The organism is Nocardia sp. BSTN01, assembly GCF_015354405.1.
Taxonomy (GTDB): domain Bacteria; phylum Actinomycetota; class Actinomycetes; order Mycobacteriales; family Mycobacteriaceae; genus Nocardia.
Genome location: NZ_JADKYP010000001.1, coordinates 365,233 through 381,469 on the forward strand (window position 1 = coordinate 365,233; position 16,237 = coordinate 381,469).

Consider the following 16,237-nt stretch of genomic DNA (forward strand, 5'->3'; position numbering starts at 1 on the left):
TCGAGGTGCGCCGATGCCCTCACTAAACTGTGCGGGTGGCAGAAACCCAGCGACCAGTCCTCGTCGTCGACTTCGGGGCGCAGTACGCGCAGTTGATCGCGCGGCGCGTGCGCGAATCCAGTGTCTACTCGGAAGTGGTACCGCATACCGCGACCGTGGAGGAGATCGCCGATCGGCAGCCGCTGGCGGTGATCCTGTCCGGCGGCCCGTCCAGCGTGTACGCCGAGGGCGCGCCGCAGCTCGATCCGCGGCTGTTCGACCTCGACGTCCCTGTCTTCGGCATCTGCTACGGATTCCAGGCGATGGCGCAGGCGCTCGGCGGCACGGTCGCCCACACCGGCACTCGCGAGTACGGCCGCACCGAACTGAACATCGACGGCGGCGTACTGCACGGCGGACTGCCGACGGTGCAACCGGTGTGGATGAGCCACGGCGACGCGGTCACCGATGCCCCGGCCGGTTTCGAGGTCACGGGGACGACGGCGGGTGCGCCGGTCGCTGCCTTCGAAGATCGCGCCCGGCGGCTGGCCGGTGTGCAGTACCACCCCGAGGTGCTGCATTCGCCGCACGGCCAGCAGGTGCTGAGCCGGTTCCTGCACGAACTCGCCGGGATTCCGGCGGCCTGGACCCCGGCCAATATCGCCGACGCGCTGGTCGAGCAGGTGCGCGAGCAGATCGGCGACGGGCACGCGATCTGCGGCCTGTCCGGCGGAGTGGATTCCGCGGTGGCGGCCGCGCTGGTCCAGCGGGCCATCGGCGACCGGCTGACCTGTGTGTTCGTCGACCACGGCCTGCTGCGGGCCGGCGAGCGCGAGCAGGTGCAGCGCGACTTCGTCGCCGCGACCGGGGCCAAACTGGTGACCGTCGACGCGGTGGAGAAGTTCCTCGGTGAGCTGAAGGGCGTCACCGATCCGGAGGAGAAGCGCAAGATCATCGGCCGGGAGTTCATCCGCTCGTTCGAGGATGCGGTCGCCGAGGTCGTGAAGTCCACCGGCGAGGACGAGGGTCACGGGCCCGCGGTCGAATATCTGGTGCAGGGCACCCTGTATCCGGATGTGGTGGAGTCCGGCGGCGGTTCCGGCACCGCGAACATCAAGAGCCACCACAATGTCGGCGGCCTGCCCGAGGATCTGGAATTCGAACTGGTCGAGCCGCTGCGACTGCTGTTCAAGGACGAGGTGCGCGCGGTCGGCCGCGAGGTCGGGCTGCCCGAGGACATCGTTGCGCGCCAGCCCTTCCCGGGGCCGGGCTTGGCGATCCGGATCATCGGTGAGGTCACTCCGGACCGGCTGGAAACGCTGCGGCAGGCCGACGCGATCGCGCGTGAGGAGCTGACCGCCGCCGGTCTGGACGCCCAGATCTGGCAGTGCCCGGTGGTCCTGCTGGCCGATGTGCGCAGTGTCGGCGTGCAGGGCGACGGGCGCACCTACGGTCATCCGATCGTGCTGCGGCCGGTGTCGAGTGAGGACGCCATGACCGCCGACTGGACGCGCCTGCCGTTCGACGTGCTCGAACGCATCTCCACCCGCATCACCAACGAAGTGGCCGAGGTCAACCGCGTCGTGCTCGATGTGACGAGCAAGCCGCCGGGCACCATCGAATGGGAATGAGCGGCTGTCTCGACGGATAGCGGAGAAGGGGCCTTCCAGCGTCGGCTGGAAGGCCCCTTCCTTTCTGTCGTGCGCCTGGCGCTATTTCTTCCTTCGCGGCGAGATCACCAGGGCGATGCCCACGACCACCGCGACGCCCACCACGATCCAGCCCACCGGGACCGCACTGTGGAAGGGCCAGGATGTGGGGCCGATGAAGGCCCAGACGCTGACCAGCAGGGCGAGTATTCCGGCCAGCAGCAGCGAGAACGACGGCCCGCGCCGAGTGTCGGTCCGAGTGTCGGCCGTTTCGTTGTCAGCCACGTTTCACCTCCGCGTTTCCGGCGTGGACATCGATGTCGAGAGTGAGAATCGGCCCGTCGGCCGGTCCGGTGGGACCCTGTGGACAGGACACATCGCCCATGCTGGCGTTGCAGGTGGCGTGCAGGCGCATCGATTCCGGCACCAGCACCCGGAAGTCGCCCATCTGCACATTCACGTGGACCGTGCGATTCTCGGTCAGGGGCAGTTGGCGCAGGTCGAGGGTGCCCGAGCCCATGGTGATCTTGTATTCCGAAGCCAGATCGGCGGCGGTGGCCGGGGTCCAGACATGGTCGCCCATGGCCCCGCGATCGAATTCGACCGGGCCGACCATCGAGGCGAGGATGACGAATCCGGCCAGCGGCGCGAGCACCACCATCAAGCCGTAACCGCGGCGCAGGAAGGCTCCGACGATCAGGCCGAGGCCGACCACCGCCAGGGCGACCGCGCCGATTCGCGCGGGTGTCATCCAGTCCGCCCCGGCCGCGGCCACCGCGCCCGCGGCCGCTGCCGCCAGGACGGCCAGGCCGATCACCACCGGGGTGAGCCGGGACCGCGGCCGCTGTGCGGGGACGACGGCGACGGGGCGTTCCTGCGTGGGAGTGGGCAGATCCCAGGCCATCGGCGCGACGCCGAGCGGATCCCAGCCTGCCGGAGTGGGGCCGATGTGCGCCGGGTCCGGGATCGGGCGGGTGCCGCTCGGGCGCGGGCCGGGGGGAGGTGTCGGGATGGGACGGGCGCTCCCGCCGGGGCCCGACGAATCGTCCGGATCGGACTCGTCCTCGGCCGTGCGCTCGTCGGAGGCTGCCGCCGCTGCGGATTCGACGGTGAGCGGCCGGGTCATCGCGACCGTGGGGCGATCGTCGGCCGGCATCTCGTCGGCGGTTGCCCCGTCGGCGAGCGAGTCCGCCTCGGCGGCAGCGTGTTCCGGGGTGCCGGAATCGGTCGCGGCGTCCGGGCCGGCCGGCCGTCCGGATGCACCTTCCGTCGGAACACCTTCTGCGGCAATGTTTTCGGTCGCCGCACTTTCGGTCGCTCCGTGTGCCGAAATCGTGCTGTCCGGCGATGCGGCGCCGGCGTCGCTGGGATCGCTGTCCGGCGTCACCGCGGCTGGATCGATCCGCAGCGGGGCAGTGGCGGCCGCTGCGCCGATCGGTTCGGTTGCCGTCGAAGCGTTGTCCGCCGTCGAAGCATTGTCGTTCGAAGCCTGTGTCGGCGCGGTCGGAACCTGGCCGCCCGCAAAGATGTTCGGATCCGGTTCGTAGTGGTCGGGGAGTCTGGTGAAAGGTCCGTACTGACTTCCGCTCCACGGTGACCCACCCGGGAAACTCGCACCCGGATATCCCGTCGCCGCGATACCGCCCTCGGCGGGCAGCGGATACGAGCCGTCGAACGGTGGTTCCGGCTGCCGCATGTAGAGCAACCACCAACCGGCCACCATCAGGGCGAAACTGATCACTCCCGAGCCGCCGAGTCCGACTCCCACCGGGCCCATGGTGGTGACCGCGATCGCCAGGGCGACGATCAGGACGATGGTCTTGGTGGACGATTGCGAACTGCGTCCGCGGCTGATCAGGCCCTCCGCGGGTGATACGGCATCACCTGCCGGGGGTAGCAGCAACCATGCCGCCAGATACAACACGATGCCCGCACCACCGAAGATCGTCGACACCACGAACGCGACCCGGATCAGTACCGGGTCCACGCCGTAACGACGGCCGAATCCGGACGCCACGCCGGCGACCGGGCTCTGTCCCGGCAGCCGTGTCGGACGCGTCCGCCACAGGTGCTGGAGCTGTTCGCTGAATCCCGTCCGGCTCGTGCCGCCGGTCCCGCCGCTCGCTGTGGTCATAGCTCAATGGTGGCCGTGAGCAGTATCGAATGGCATCGGGGTTCACCCTGAAAACGAACCTGAACTACATCTGGATGGGATCGCCCAGGATCATGCCGGTCCCGCTGTCACCGGGAGTGTCGGCATTGATCGAGGTGTAGGGCTGGACGGTGAGCGGCCCGACGCAGTTGTCGACCTCGATGCGGAAATCGCGGCTGTACAGGGTGCCGGTGGTATCGGCCTTCAGATCCTTGTCGGCGACCTTCACATCGGTCACCTTCCCGGGTTTCAGGGTGGTGTTGACGGTGGCCGAACCCGAGACGGTCCCGTCGACCACATCCCAGTACAGGCCGGGGCTGACCTGACTCGGAGCGACGTACAGATTGCCCGAGAGTTCGGAGAATCCGGACAGTCCGGCCTGGATCGCCAGCGAGGCGTCCATTTCGGCGGCGCACGCCACCAGATATCCGGCGTGGAGTTTGCCGGTCGCCGGTGCCGCGACCCGCCCGTAGAAGGTGCCGTCGACCAGTACCTCACGGTTGGTGGGCATTCCGTTCAGCGGCGGGATCGGATCGGCCCGCTGATCGGAATTGCCCACCGTATAGGTGATTCCGGCACCGAGTACGTGCGCTCGTGCGCGGCGGACGCGCCCGTCGCCGGCGCGGCGGCGACGGTGCAGCCCCCGATCGTCACCGCGACCATTACCCACTTGCGCACATGTACTCCCCGGATCGGCAGCCTCGACGCGAGCATGCGCGATCCGCGCGCGGACCGCGGTCCGCCGCGATATTTCACCAAGATCGTCGCGACTCGACCTCCAGTGTCACTGGCAAGGTGCTGGGAGTCTGCTGTGTCCCGCGCGCGGCGGGGACCGGCCGCGGTAGCGGCGGCACGGTCCGCGGATACGCCACTCAGAGCACGGTCGGATCCGCGAAAACGGCGCCGTTCCCGTCGACCTCTGCCGCGGAGACCTCGATCCTGCTGTAGGCGCGGATGGTCAGCGGACCGCCGCATCCCTGCACCATGAGATGGAAGTCCCGGCTGACGAGATAGTCGGTCTCCCCGGGGCCGAGGTGTTTCTGACCCACCTCGACATCGGTGATCTTCCCGGGCGTGACCGACACGTTCACCCCGATGCCGGCGGAGACGCTCGGGCCGATCGTCACACTCGCACTCGGATCCACCAGATCCGGGCTGATCGTGGCTCCGGCGCTCAGCGAGGCCGAGGCGTCGGCGCTGAAACCGAGGTCGATATCGACCGCGCACGCGACGAAATAACCCGCCTTCAAAGTGCCGGTGCCGCTCGGAATCCGCGCGTAGGAGGTGTTGTCCAGGAACACTTCTCGATTGGTGGGCATACCGTTCAACGCGGTCACCGGATGGGCCGCGTAATCGAGGTGGCCCACGGTGAAGCTGTACCCGTTCGGTGCCAGATAGGTGTTCTCGTGACCGCCCGGCCCCGCGGCCGAAGCGGCGGTGGCCGGCAGCAGCGCCAGCGCGAGAGCCGTGGTGGCGGCGGCATAGACAGATGTGATGGACATGCGGATTCCTCCCCGTACACGCCGGGCGAACCGGCGAGATCAGCTGTCCGCGGCGAAACGACTACCGGGACCTGAGCCGCCCGCCGTCAGCGAGCGCCGCAATCGACGGTAGGAATCCGGCCGGTGAGCACACCCGCGAAAATATCGGGCAGCACGCGATATGCGCTGGTGATCGACGCCGGCCCGAAACTCCGGTCCGGGCACGGGACTGTTCCGGACCGGACAACCCCGAGATCGGGAATCCGGGTATTTCCCGATGGTCGATTGTCGGGGGGACGTGCCAGGATCGAAGGCATGTACCCGTCCATGCCCGCATTCGACGCGCGTTCGGGGTTCGACGGTCGCGTGGGGTTCGAACCTCGCGCCGGTGTGGACGGTCTCGGGCCGGACGGCCGGGGCGCCGAACCGGTCCTCGAGCAGCCGCGGTTGCTGCGGCGATCCGGTGGGCGGGTCGTCGGCGGCGTCGCCGGGGGTATCGCCGACCATCTCGGTGTCGACGTCTTCAAGGTGCGGATGGCGTTCGTCCTGCTGTCGGCCTTGATGGGGGCGGGGATCGTGGCCTATGGGCTGCTGTGGATCTTCACCTCCTCCGGTGCGGACGGGCCGCCGCCCACCGCGTCCGAGCGGCGGCAGGCCGTCGGGCTGGTGCTGCTCGGGCTGGCGCTGTCGGTCTCGATGGCGTGGTTGTTCAACGGGACCGCGGCGCGGGTGGTGGCGCCGATCATCGTGGTCGCCGTCGGTGCGGCGCTGGTGTGGCGCGAATTCGATGCCGAGGGGCCACGTTCCATCCTGGGTCTGCCCGCCCGGCCGACCGTGCTCACCTGGACGCGCATCCTGGCCGGGGCGACGCTGATCGTGGTCGGGCTGGGGGTGGTGGTGCTGGCCCGCATCAACCTGAGTTCGCTGGGTTCGGCACTGATCGCGGTCGCGGTCACCCTGATCGGCGTCGGGCTGCTGACGGTGCCGCTGTGGCTGCGCATGATGCGCGCCCTCAATGCCGAACGCGCGGCCCGCATCCGCAACGAGGAACGCGAGGAGATCGCCTCACATCTGCACGATTCGGTACTGCAGACCCTGGCGCTGATCCAGCGGCAGGCCGACGACCCGCAGGAGGTCGCCCGGCTGGCCCGCAGCCAGGAGCGGGAACTGCGGAAGTGGTTGTTCGAGGATTCCATGCCCGCGCAGTCGAGCCTGGCCGCCGCCCTGCGCACGATCGCCGGTGAGGTGGAGGACCAGCACGGGGTCCAGGTCACTCCGGTGACCGTCGGCGACGTCTCGATGGATGTCGGCGACACCGGATTCGGCCTGCCGAAGGAACATTTCACCGCCCTTCTCGGCGCCACCCGCGAGGCGCTGGTCAACGCCGCCAAACATGCCGGTGTGCCGACCATCGACGTCTTCGCCGAGGTGGAACCGCATCAGGTCAGTATCTTCGTGCGCGATCGCGGCACCGGTTTCGATCCGGCCGCGGTTCCGGCGGACCGGCAGGGCCTGGCGAAATCCATTCACGCCCGGATCGAACGCCGCGGCGGCACCGTGGAGGTGCAGACCGCACCCGGCCGCGGCACCGAGGTGCGAATCATGATGCCCCGCAAGGATTCCGAAGGCCAGGGCGAATCCGGTGGGTTCGACGGCGCCGAGACCGAGATGCCGGCATCCGGTGGCGCGGACCGGGACGGCGATGCGCAGGGCCGGGCACAGCAGGCCGAGACGCAACAGGCCGAGACACAGCAGGCCGAGACCGGGGGATCGCGAGGGGAGACCGCGGAGTCCGGCCCCCGCCGGTCGCACTAGCGAACGCACCCGCGGAGTGGACAGAATTCGGACGGACGGTGAGGCCGCCGTCCTCGATGCCGGTGCCGAGCACCTCGACCACCGATGTGGTACCGATGAGTTGGCGCCGCCGCGCCCGGCAGCGGGCCGGCTCGAGGTGAGGAGAACAGTGACGATCCGGGTTTTTCTGGTCGACGACCACGCCGTGTTCCGGTCGGGGGTGCGGGCGGAGTTGAGCCGCGAAGCCGATATGGATGTCGTCGGAGAGGCGGGTACCGTCGCCGAGGCCGTGGCCGGGATCGACGCCGCGCGACCCGATGTGGTGCTGCTGGATGTGCACATGCCCGACGGCGGGGGCGTGGCGGTACTGCAGGGCATCGACGATCGCCCCAACGGTTCGGCGTCGGGTAACGGCCCGGTATGCCTGGCGCTGAGCGTCTCCGACGCCGCCGAGGATGTGATCGCGGTGATCCGTGCGGGCGCGCGCGGTTACGTCACCAAGACCATCTCCGGTTCCGAACTGGCCGAGGGCATTCGGCGCGTCGCGGGCGGCGACGCGGTGTTCAGTCCGCGGCTGGCCGGTTTCGTGCTGGATTCGTTCACCGGGCGCTCACCGGCTCCCGAACCTCCGCTGGATCCGGAACTGGATTCGCTGACCCCGCGCGAACTGGAGGTGCTGCGCCTGCTGGCCCGCGGCTACACCTATCGCGAAATCGCCGAAACCCTGTTCATCTCGGTGAAGACCGTGGAAACCCACGCCTCCAACGTATTGCGAAAAACCCAGCAGTCCAACCGCAATGCGCTGACTCGCTGGGCGCACCGCCGGCGCATCGACTGAGTCGCGCCTACATCGCGGCGACGAGGACCACGATCAGGATGAGCAGTCCGATCAGCAGGCCCACCGCGATCGCGAGCGGCGCCGCATTGGGCCCGAACTTCGTGAAGTCGATGTCGACGAGCTTCGATTTCCCCAATTTCGGTTGCTGCGCAACGGCACCGGTCGCGGCGACCCGCGGCGGGCGGGGCAGCGGCGCGGAATGCGGACTGCGCAGTCCGGCCGCCGAATTGCGGGCGGCCCAGGCCGGAATCGTGCCGTCGTCGGTGCGGATCGGAGCGCCGAGAATATAGGGCCCGGTACCGGGACCGAATGCGGCGGTGAGGATTTCCTCGCGCGCCTCGGCCATGGTGGGGCGACGCTGCGGCGCCGGTTCCATCATGTGCAGCAGCACCTGGGTGAGCGGCCCGCTGCGAGTGGGCGGAATGATCTGCGCCATCGCCGCGCGTGTGACGATGACGTCGTTGTCGTCGTCGAATCCGTACGGCGGATGGCCCTCGATCGCGGTGTACAGCGTTGCGCCGAGGGAGAATACGTCGCTGGCCGGGCCCGGCTGAGCACCGCGCGCCACTTCCGGCGGCAGATAGGACGGGGTGCCGGTGATCACGTCCTCCGGTTCGTCGAAAGCCTCACCGGCACTGGAGATACCGAAGTCGCTGAGTTTGGCCTTGCCCACGTCGGAGCCTCGATCGGCGACGAGGATGTTGCCCGGTTTGATATCGCGATGCACGATCCCGGCGGCGTGGGCGGTGGCCAGCGCATCGGCCACCTGCGCACCGATCTGCGCGACCTCGATGGGGGAGAGGGTGTCGGCCAGCGCGAGCGCCTTGGCGACGCTGCGCGAGGGCAGATACTCCATCACCAGCCACGGTTCGCCCGCCTCGAGCACCACGTCGTAGACGGCGATGGCGTGCTCGTGCGAGAGCTTGGCCGCGACGCGGCCCTCGTGCACGATCCGATTGCGCACCTCGGTCGCCTCGGCCTCGCTGAGTCCCGCGGTGGTGAGCACCTGTTTGATGGCGACTTCGCGATTGAGCAGCCGGTCGGTGGCGAGCCATACCGCACCCATACCGCCGCCTCCGAGTTTGGACTGCAGGCGGTAACGGCCGGCGACGAGATAGTCGGGGCCGACGATGGGGCGGGCGCGTTCGGTCACGGCGCGAGGATAGCCGAAAACCAGGGCGACCGGCCTGCTTCGGACCGGGGTTGGCGGCGGTCACAGCCCGGCGGGCAGGCCGTCGACTGCCGCTGACGGGTGGCGTGGACAACAGCCGCGACCGGTGACGGAACAGTCGCACTGAGGCTGATGTGACACGTGGGCCGGTGCGGCTTGACGCAGACCGGTCGGAAGGTTCTACTGTCACCGGATCGAACGTATATTCGATTAAGAGCGATAGCTGAATCGGTGCTGCACCTCTCGGCGATGCTTCCGGTCGCTGTCGCGGGAGGCGGGCTCCGGCGCGGCGGGCGAGGCGGAGGAGGAGCGGAATGTAGCCGACGCGGCGGTGCGGTGCATCGAGTGCGGTGGAGTCCGTTCGGTGAGAGATAGGTGGTCGGCGAGATGGGTTCGGCTGGTGATGCGCGAGCCGTGCAGCTGGCGGAGCTGCGGCGGCGGATGGCCGCGGTTCCGGCCCGTGGGGTCGAGGTCGTGGAACGCCCGCCGACCGCCGCTGAACTGCGTAAAGAGCTGCTTCCCGTACCGCCCGCCCTGGCCGGGCTCCTGCCCGAGGGCGGGGTGCCGAAGGGATCGGTGGTGGCCTACTCGGGCGCGGGATCGCTGCTGACCGGCCTGCTGGCCGCGGTGACCGGTGGTGGTGGTTACGCCGCGGCGATCGGTTTGCCGCGGCTCGGGTTGCTCGCCGCCGCGGAGATGGGCGCCGATCTGGGCAGGCTGGCCGTGGTGACCGAGCCCGGTCCGGATCCGGTGGAGGTCGCCGCGGTGTTGCTGGATGGTTTGGATCTGGTGGTGGTCGGCCTGGCCGGTATGTCGGTGCCGCCCAGCCGAACTCGAATTCTCGCCGCCCGCGCCCGCAGTAAAGGGTCCACGCTCGTCGTGACCGGCGGCGCGTGGAGCGGCCCGATGCTGCGGATCGACACTCGGGTCGCGGGCTATTCGGGCCTGGGGCGTGGCCGCGGCCGGCTGCGGTCGGTGCGCCTGGACGTCTGCGTGCGCGGCCGGTCCGCACCGGAACGCACCGGCACCCTCGATCTGTGTCCGCGCGACGGCCGGGTCGAATGGATTGTCCCGGAATCGGATTCGCCGCCGACGACACTGTCGGCAGTGGGCGCGTGATGACACGCGGCAGGGAAGCGCGATGAAACGCCCCGGCTTTCGCGTACTGGCGGTGTGGTGTCCGGACTGGCCGGCCGCCGCGGCCGCCGCCGTGGCCGATCTCTCACCGCTGCGGCCGGTGGTGGTGCTGCACGCGAATCGGGTGGTGGCCTGTTCGGCGGTGGCTCGCGACGCGGGCGTGCGGCGCGGTCTGACCAGGCGCGAGGCGCAGGCGCGATGCCCGGATCTCTATGTGGCGCAGGCGGATCCGGACCGCGACGCGCGTCTGTTCGAACCGGTGGCGACGGCCGTGGACGCGACGGTGCCGGGGGTGGAGGTCTTGCGGCCCGGCCTGCTGGTACTCGCGGCCCGCGGCGCCGCCCGCTACTTCGGTTCCGAGGAGGAGGCCGCCGAACGCCTGGTCGACGCGGTCGCCGCACTCGGTGTGGAATGCCGCATCGGGATCGCCGACGAACTGTCGGCCGCGGTCATCGCCGCGCGCCGGGCGCAGATCGTCGCGCCCGGCGCCGCCGCGAATTTCCTGGCGCCGCTGCCGGTGGGCGAGCTGGCCGTCGAGCCGAGTCTGGCTCCACCGGAACGTGCCGAATTGGTGGATCTGTTGCATCGCTTGGGTTTACGCCGGATCGGCGATTTCGCGGCCCTCACGCCCGCCGAGGTCGCCTCCCGTTTCGGTGCCGACGCGATCCGGGCGCACCGGTGTGCCCGCGCCGAACCGGAGCGCCCGCCCTCGGCGGCCCCGCCCGCCCCGGATCTGGTGGTGGAGTACCGGTGCGATCCGCCGATCGAGCGGGTCGATGCCGCCGCCTTCGCCGGTCGCATGCTCGCCACCCGGCTGCACGAACGACTGGCGGCGGCCTCGGTGGCCTGCACCCGGCTCGCGGTCCACGCCGAAACCGCGGCCGGGGAAGCCCTGTCGAGAATCTGGCGTTGCGCCCAGCCGCTCACCCCGGAAACCACCGCGGACCGGGTGCGCTGGCAGCTGGACGGCTGGCTGACCCATCGCGCCCGGAACACCGGGAAACGCGGGCGGACGGGTGATGCCGAACCGCCGCCGTCCGCTCCGATCACCCTGCTGCGCCTGGAACCGGTCGAGGTGGTGGCGGCCGGTGCGCTGCAACTCGGACTCTGGGGTGGGGTCGGCGAGGAGGATCAACGCGCCCGCCGGGCCCTGACCCGGGTGCAGGGGCTGCTGGGTGGTGAGGCGGTGCGGATCGGTGTCCTCAGCGGCGGTCGCGGACCCGTCGAACGCGTCACCCTGATCACCTTCGGTGAGGAATTGGTCCCCGCCGCCGACCCCGGCCTGCCGTGGCCGGGCCGGCTGCCGCAACCGGCTCCCGCGGTGGTGCTGGGCAACCGTCCCGAGGTCCGGCTGGAGTCCGGTGACGGCAGCCCGATCTGGCTCACCGATCGTGGCGAGTTCACCGCCGAACCGGCCGAACTGCACTGGGGCAGTAGGTCGTGGCGGGTCGCGGGCTGGGCCGGGCCCTGGCTGCTGGACGAACGCTGGTGGGCCCCCGGCGATTCCGGCAGCGCCGTCCGCGTGCAGATCCTGCTCGACACCGAGGAGCGTGCCCTCCTGCTGCTCGGCTACGACCACATCTGGCACGTGGAAGGGCTCTACGAATAGTGTCCGCGCAACTATGGAACACCCCACAAGCTGCGGCGACGGCGCCCGCGGCGACGTACCCTGGCACATCGTGGAGTCGAACGTCATCCGGGTGCCCCTGGCGGGGGTGCAGATCGCCTATCGGGATTCGGGCAGCGCGCCGACCACGCATCCGCTCTCGGAGATCCCGGTGGTGCTGGTGCACGGGATGGGTGGCGACGGCCACACCTGGGATCGCTTCGCCACCGCGCTGATCCGGTCCGGGCGCCGGGTGATCGTTCCCGATCTGCGCGGACACGGCCGCAGCGAGCACACCGCCTCCTACCGGTTCGAGGACTTCGGCGCGGATCTGCTGAACCTCTGCGATCGGCTGGAACTGACCACCGTCGATCTGGTCGGCCATTCGCTGGGCGGATACGCCTGCTCGTGGGTGGCCATCGAACGACCGGCGCTGGTCCGGCGGCTGGTACTCGAGGAGCAGCCGCTGCCGCTGCGTTCCGGTGACGAACAACTCACTATCACCCGGCGGCTGCCGTCGGTGCCGGAACTGTGGCATGCCACCACCAGTCTGCTGCGCCACCCGCGCGCGGTCCTCGCCTTCGACCGGTCGATGACCACTCCGGCGCTCGAGCAGTTCCGCAAACCGCATCCGGAATGGTGGGAGCGACTGGCGGATATCACCGCGGCCACGGTGATGTTGCGCGGCGGTCCCGGGGGCATGGTCGATCCGGAGAAGTTGGAGATCTTCCGCACCAGCGTGCCGGACTGCCGGGTCGAGGCTTTCACCTGCGGGCACAGCATCCACCGCGACCGGTATCGGGAATTCGCTTCGGTGGTGCTGCCGTTCCTGGAGCACTGAACGTGGGGGCCGATTCCCGTTCCGCACCACCCACGTCGCAGGCGCCCGCGAGCGGTTTCGACGGGCTGCCGTGTTCGGCGGCGGCGGCCGATATTCCCCTGCCGGGCAGCGCGACTCGGGTGAGCGGCTGGCTGTGCATCGAACAACCCGGCGCCTGGGGCCGCGATGTGATCGGCGATGCGGTTCTCGGCGCCGAGCTCACCGCCGAACTGGCCGCACGGACCAAGGCCGCGCGAGTCCGTCCCACTCTCATCCGGCGTCCCGGCCGCGGCGAATTCACCGGTGTGCGAACGGTTCTGCTCGCCACCTCCCGGCCGCAGGGGTCGTGGTGCGAACGTCTGACCGTCACCGATCCGGAACAGCTTCTCGATATCGACCTGCAGATGCTCAACGGTCCCGCGCCGGGAATCGGTGAACGCGTGACTGATCCGCTGACCCTGGTGTGTGCCCACGGTAAGCGCGATCAGTGTTGTGCCCGGCTGGGACGTCCGATCGCGGCCCGGCTGGCGGCCGCATATCCGGATCGGGTCTGGGAGTGCTCGCATACCGGTGGACACCGGTTCGCGCCCGCGATGGTGATCCTGCCCGAGGGGTTGACCTACGGCCGCGTCGATGGTGAGGACGCGGTCCGGGCGGTGGCGGAGGTGCGGCGTGACCGGTTGTCGCTCATCGGGTTTCGTGGACGAAGCGGCCTTTCTCCGGTCGAGCAGGTGGCGGAGATCGCGGTGCGGGAACGGGTGCCGGCCGCCCTCGATCAGCTGACGGTGACGGTTGTCGAGCCGGACACCCCGATCTCGGATCCGGCGACCTTCGCCGGCGCCGCGGAGGTGACCCACACCGACGGCCGCCAGTGGCTGGTCACCACGCGAACCGTCGGCTATCCGCCCCGCCAGGCGAGCTGCGGTGCCGCCCCGAAACCGGCGTCGGCGATCGTCGCGGACGAAATCCGCGCTATCACTTGATCTTCGCGCCCTCTCGGCCGCCGTCGGGCAGGACGCCGGATTCCGATGTGCGAGCGCCTGCCTGCGGTCTGCTGCCGCGTTCACCAGTAGGTGCCGGGCACCAATCGCGCGGCGCGGCGCAACGTCGAGCGCGTGACCCGCCCCGCCGTCGACGACGTGCGTTGCGGTTTCGCCTGCAGCGCGGGCACTTCCGACTCCGGTTCGTCCTCGACCGGCAGCTCACCCTTGGCGGCGGGGGAGTCCGGCAGCGCCCGGTAGTACCGGTGCATGACGCGATCCTTGATCCCCGGCGCGAACAGCGTCCCGTATTCGGCCAGGGTTCCCACCGGCACGTCGATGCGCCGCGGCCGCTCGCTCAGCGCGCGCACGATGGTGGCCGCCGCCCATTCGGGAGATTCCGACGGTCCCTGTTTACCGCTGGGCGCGATCATCGGCGTCCGCACCAGCGGCATGTGAATGGTCGTGAAAGTGATGTTGTCGGAGAGCATTTCGGCCGCAGTGACCTCCGTGAACTTGTCCAGGGCGGCCTTGCTGGCCAGATAGGCGGCGAACCGCGGCGTGGCGACCTGGACACCCGCGCTCGAGATGTTGACGATGTGACCGGATTTGCGCTCCCGCATCTGGGGCAGCAGTGCCAGCGTCATACGCACCGCGCCGAAGTAGTTGACCGCCATGGTCCGTTCGAAATCATGGAGCCGGTCGGTGGATCGGTGTACGGCGCGCCGGATCGAGCGGCCGGCATTGTTGACCAGCATGTCGACGTGGCCGTGGGTGTCGAGAATCGACTTCACGGTCCGGTCCACCGAGTCGGAATCGGTGACGTCGCATTGATAGGCGTAGGCCCGCCCGCCCGCGGCGGTGATCTCCTCGACCACCGCGTTCAGTTCCTCGTCGCGCCGCGCGAGCAGCAGCACCACGGCCCCCTTGGCGGCGACGGCGGTCGCGGCCGCCCGCCCGATCCCGGAGGAGGCGCCCGTGATGACGACGTGTTTCCCGGTGAGATCCCGGCGTGCCCGCCGACGGGACAGATAGCCCTGTTCGGCCGCGTGGTTATCCGACATCGCTGCTCCCTTGCAGGTCGTTTCCCCCGAACTTACTCCAAAGTAAGTTCCACTGCCAAGGGGCCGGTGCACATCGCCGGGCGGAGCCGGCGGATGAGCGGGCTCAGGCGGTGAGCCGGTCGTCCTCGCTGATGAACAGCGTGGCGACCACGCTGATCACCGCCGTGGCCACCAGATAGCCGCAGGCGAGCCAGGGGGTTCTGCCGGCCGCCGCGATCAACGCCGTGACGATCATGGGGGTGATGCCCGAGGCGTAGATCCCCGAGACCTGATAGACGAACGAGAGTCCGGTGTAGCGCACCTCGGCCGGGTACAGCCCGGCGTACAGCGTGCCCTGCGCACCGTAGAACAGGGCGTGGGCGACACCGAACACCGCGATGATCGCGACGGTGAACACGACGATATTGCCGACCTCGAACAGCGCGAAGACCGGATACACCAGCACGCCGTACGCGGCGATACCGGCGATATAGACCCGGCGCGGCCCGAACCTGTCGGTCAGATTTCCGGATACCGGAATGAGGGCGGCCATGACGACGGCGGCAATGGTCACCGCGAGCAGTACCGGAACCTGTTCGAATCCGAGATGCCCGGTCGCGAAACTGATCGCGAAGACACCCCAGGTGTTGAACGCCGCGCCTTCACCCCATCGTGAGAGCAGGCCGAGGACGGTGTTGCGCCGGGTGCGCGCGTTCCGGAACAGTTCGACCACAGGCACTTTCGAGATCCGATTGAGCCGGTCGATTTCCCGGAACGCGGGGGTCTCGTCGATTTTCAGCCGCACCACCAGGCCGATGACCACCAGAACCACGCTGGCGCCGAAGGCGATTCGCCAGCCGTAGTCGAGAAATGCCTGTTCGCTCAGCACCGAACGCAGCAGGGCGAAGACGCCGGTGCCGAGTGCGAGGCCGAGCGCCAAACCGATCTGCGGATAGCTGCCGAACCGGCCGACCTTCTTGCGGGGACTGTGTTCCACGGCCAGCAATACCGCCCCGGCCCATTCACCGCCGAGCGCGAAACCCTGCAGAATGCGCAACGCCAGCAACAGGATCGGCGCCGCGATCCCGATCGCGGCACTGGTCGGCAGGACACCCATCAGCGCGGTCGATCCGCCCATGATCGCCATGGTCAGTGCGAGGGTGCGTTTGCGCCCGATGCGGTCACCGATATGGCCGAAAACCAATCCGCCGACCGGACGCATCACGAAACCGACCGCGAATGTCGCGAACGACAGCATGGTTCCGACGAACGCGCTCGTATCCGGGAAGAACAGTTTGTTGAAGACGATGCCCGCGGCGGTGGAATAGAGGAAGAAGTCGTACCACTCCACCGTGGTGCCGATCAGGCTCGCCGCCACCGCTGTTCGAGTTTCGACGGCGCCGAGATGTTCCGAGCGCTCCTCGTGCTGCCCCCCGGCGCGCGTACTCGCCGGCGCGGACTCCAGTACAGACATGGGGTCCCTTTCCTTCCCGCCGTCGATTCGCGCAGTGACATTAGGGCGAGTCGATATCCGCGAACAGGTTTCGAATCAGCGAGATTCCAGCGGCGTATATCGCGGCGGGGCCG

General features: G+C 69.2%; 14 protein-coding genes. 7 read left to right on the forward strand and 7 right to left on the reverse strand.

Annotation, left to right across the window (positions count from 1 at the left end; all coding sequences use genetic code 11):
• Positions 1 to 29 precede the first annotated feature (29 nt).
• Positions 30 to 1,610, forward strand: coding sequence for a glutamine-hydrolyzing GMP synthase (gene guaA, locus IRT45_RS01455; protein ID WP_375540047.1), 1,581 nt, complete (start codon positions 30 to 32; stop codon positions 1,608 to 1,610).
• Positions 1,611 to 1,691: 81 nt separating this feature from the next.
• On the opposite strand, the gene IRT45_RS01460 is transcribed toward guaA, so the two are convergent.
• The 4 genes from IRT45_RS01460 to IRT45_RS01475 form a co-directional block, all read right to left on the reverse strand.
• On the reverse strand, positions 1,692 to 1,913 hold the full coding sequence (locus tag IRT45_RS01460; protein WP_039776628.1) for a hypothetical protein: 222 nt from the start codon (positions 1,911 to 1,913) through the stop codon (positions 1,692 to 1,694).
• A complete protein-coding gene (locus IRT45_RS01465) occupies positions 1,906 to 3,762 on the reverse strand; it encodes a PspC domain-containing protein (protein ID WP_194804041.1) in 1,857 nt (618 codons plus the stop codon). Before IRT45_RS01465 ends, IRT45_RS01460 begins: the two co-directional genes overlap by 8 nt.
• A 64-nt stretch (positions 3,763 to 3,826) precedes the next feature.
• Positions 3,827 to 4,450, reverse strand: coding sequence for an MspA family porin (locus tag IRT45_RS01470; RefSeq protein ID WP_194804042.1), 624 nt, complete (start codon positions 4,448 to 4,450; stop codon positions 3,827 to 3,829).
• Positions 4,451 to 4,652: 202 nt separating this feature from the next.
• Positions 4,653 to 5,282, reverse strand: a complete 630-nt coding sequence (locus tag IRT45_RS01475) for an MspA family porin (RefSeq protein ID WP_194804043.1) — start codon at positions 5,280 to 5,282, stop codon at positions 4,653 to 4,655.
• A gap of 294 nt (positions 5,283 to 5,576) precedes the next feature.
• On the opposite strand from IRT45_RS01475, the gene IRT45_RS01480 reads away from it, so the two are divergent.
• Both IRT45_RS01480 and IRT45_RS01485 read left to right on the forward strand, forming a co-directional pair.
• On the forward strand, positions 5,577 to 7,076 hold the full coding sequence (locus IRT45_RS01480; RefSeq protein ID WP_194804044.1) for an ATP-binding protein: 1,500 nt from the start codon (positions 5,577 to 5,579) through the stop codon (positions 7,074 to 7,076).
• 154 nt (positions 7,077 to 7,230) lie between these two features.
• Complete coding sequence (locus IRT45_RS01485) at positions 7,231 to 7,893, forward strand: response regulator transcription factor (protein ID WP_036498325.1); 663 nt, start codon at positions 7,231 to 7,233, stop codon at positions 7,891 to 7,893.
• Positions 7,894 to 7,900: 7 nt separating this feature from the next.
• Here the strand turns inward: IRT45_RS01485 and IRT45_RS01490 are convergent, their stop codons facing one another.
• On the reverse strand, positions 7,901 to 9,046 hold the full coding sequence (locus IRT45_RS01490) for a serine/threonine-protein kinase (RefSeq protein WP_194804045.1): 1,146 nt from the start codon (positions 9,044 to 9,046) through the stop codon (positions 7,901 to 7,903).
• A 405-nt stretch (positions 9,047 to 9,451) separates the two neighbouring features.
• Between IRT45_RS01490 and IRT45_RS01495 the strand changes: the two genes are divergently transcribed.
• The 4 genes from IRT45_RS01495 to IRT45_RS01510 all read left to right on the forward strand — a co-directional run bounded on the left by IRT45_RS01495 (position 9,452) and on the right by IRT45_RS01510 (position 13,610).
• The gene (locus IRT45_RS01495) at positions 9,452 to 10,183 is read left to right on the forward strand and encodes a hypothetical protein (protein WP_194804046.1); all 732 of its coding nucleotides are present in this window, start codon (positions 9,452 to 9,454) and stop codon (positions 10,181 to 10,183) included.
• A 22-nt stretch (positions 10,184 to 10,205) separates the two neighbouring features.
• Complete coding sequence (locus IRT45_RS01500) at positions 10,206 to 11,810, forward strand: DNA polymerase Y family protein (RefSeq protein WP_194804047.1); 1,605 nt, start codon at positions 10,206 to 10,208, stop codon at positions 11,808 to 11,810.
• A gap of 13 nt (positions 11,811 to 11,823) precedes the next feature.
• Positions 11,824 to 12,648, forward strand: a complete 825-nt coding sequence (locus IRT45_RS01505; protein ID WP_194804048.1) for an alpha/beta fold hydrolase — start codon at positions 11,824 to 11,826, stop codon at positions 12,646 to 12,648.
• Positions 12,649 to 12,713: 65 nt separating this feature from the next.
• A complete protein-coding gene (locus IRT45_RS01510; protein ID WP_194804099.1) occupies positions 12,714 to 13,610 on the forward strand; it encodes a sucrase ferredoxin in 897 nt (298 codons plus the stop codon).
• A gap of 80 nt (positions 13,611 to 13,690) precedes the next feature.
• Here the strand turns inward: IRT45_RS01510 and IRT45_RS01515 are convergent, their stop codons facing one another.
• Positions 13,691 to 14,671 carry an SDR family NAD(P)-dependent oxidoreductase gene (locus tag IRT45_RS01515; RefSeq protein WP_194804049.1) on the reverse strand — a complete coding sequence of 327 codons (981 nt, stop codon included), beginning with the start codon at positions 14,669 to 14,671 and terminating at the stop codon, positions 13,691 to 13,693.
• Positions 14,672 to 14,774: 103 nt separating this feature from the next.
• A complete protein-coding gene (locus tag IRT45_RS01520; RefSeq protein WP_194804050.1) occupies positions 14,775 to 16,124 on the reverse strand; it encodes an MFS transporter in 1,350 nt (449 codons plus the stop codon).
• Between the last annotated feature and the right edge of the window lie 113 nt (positions 16,125 to 16,237).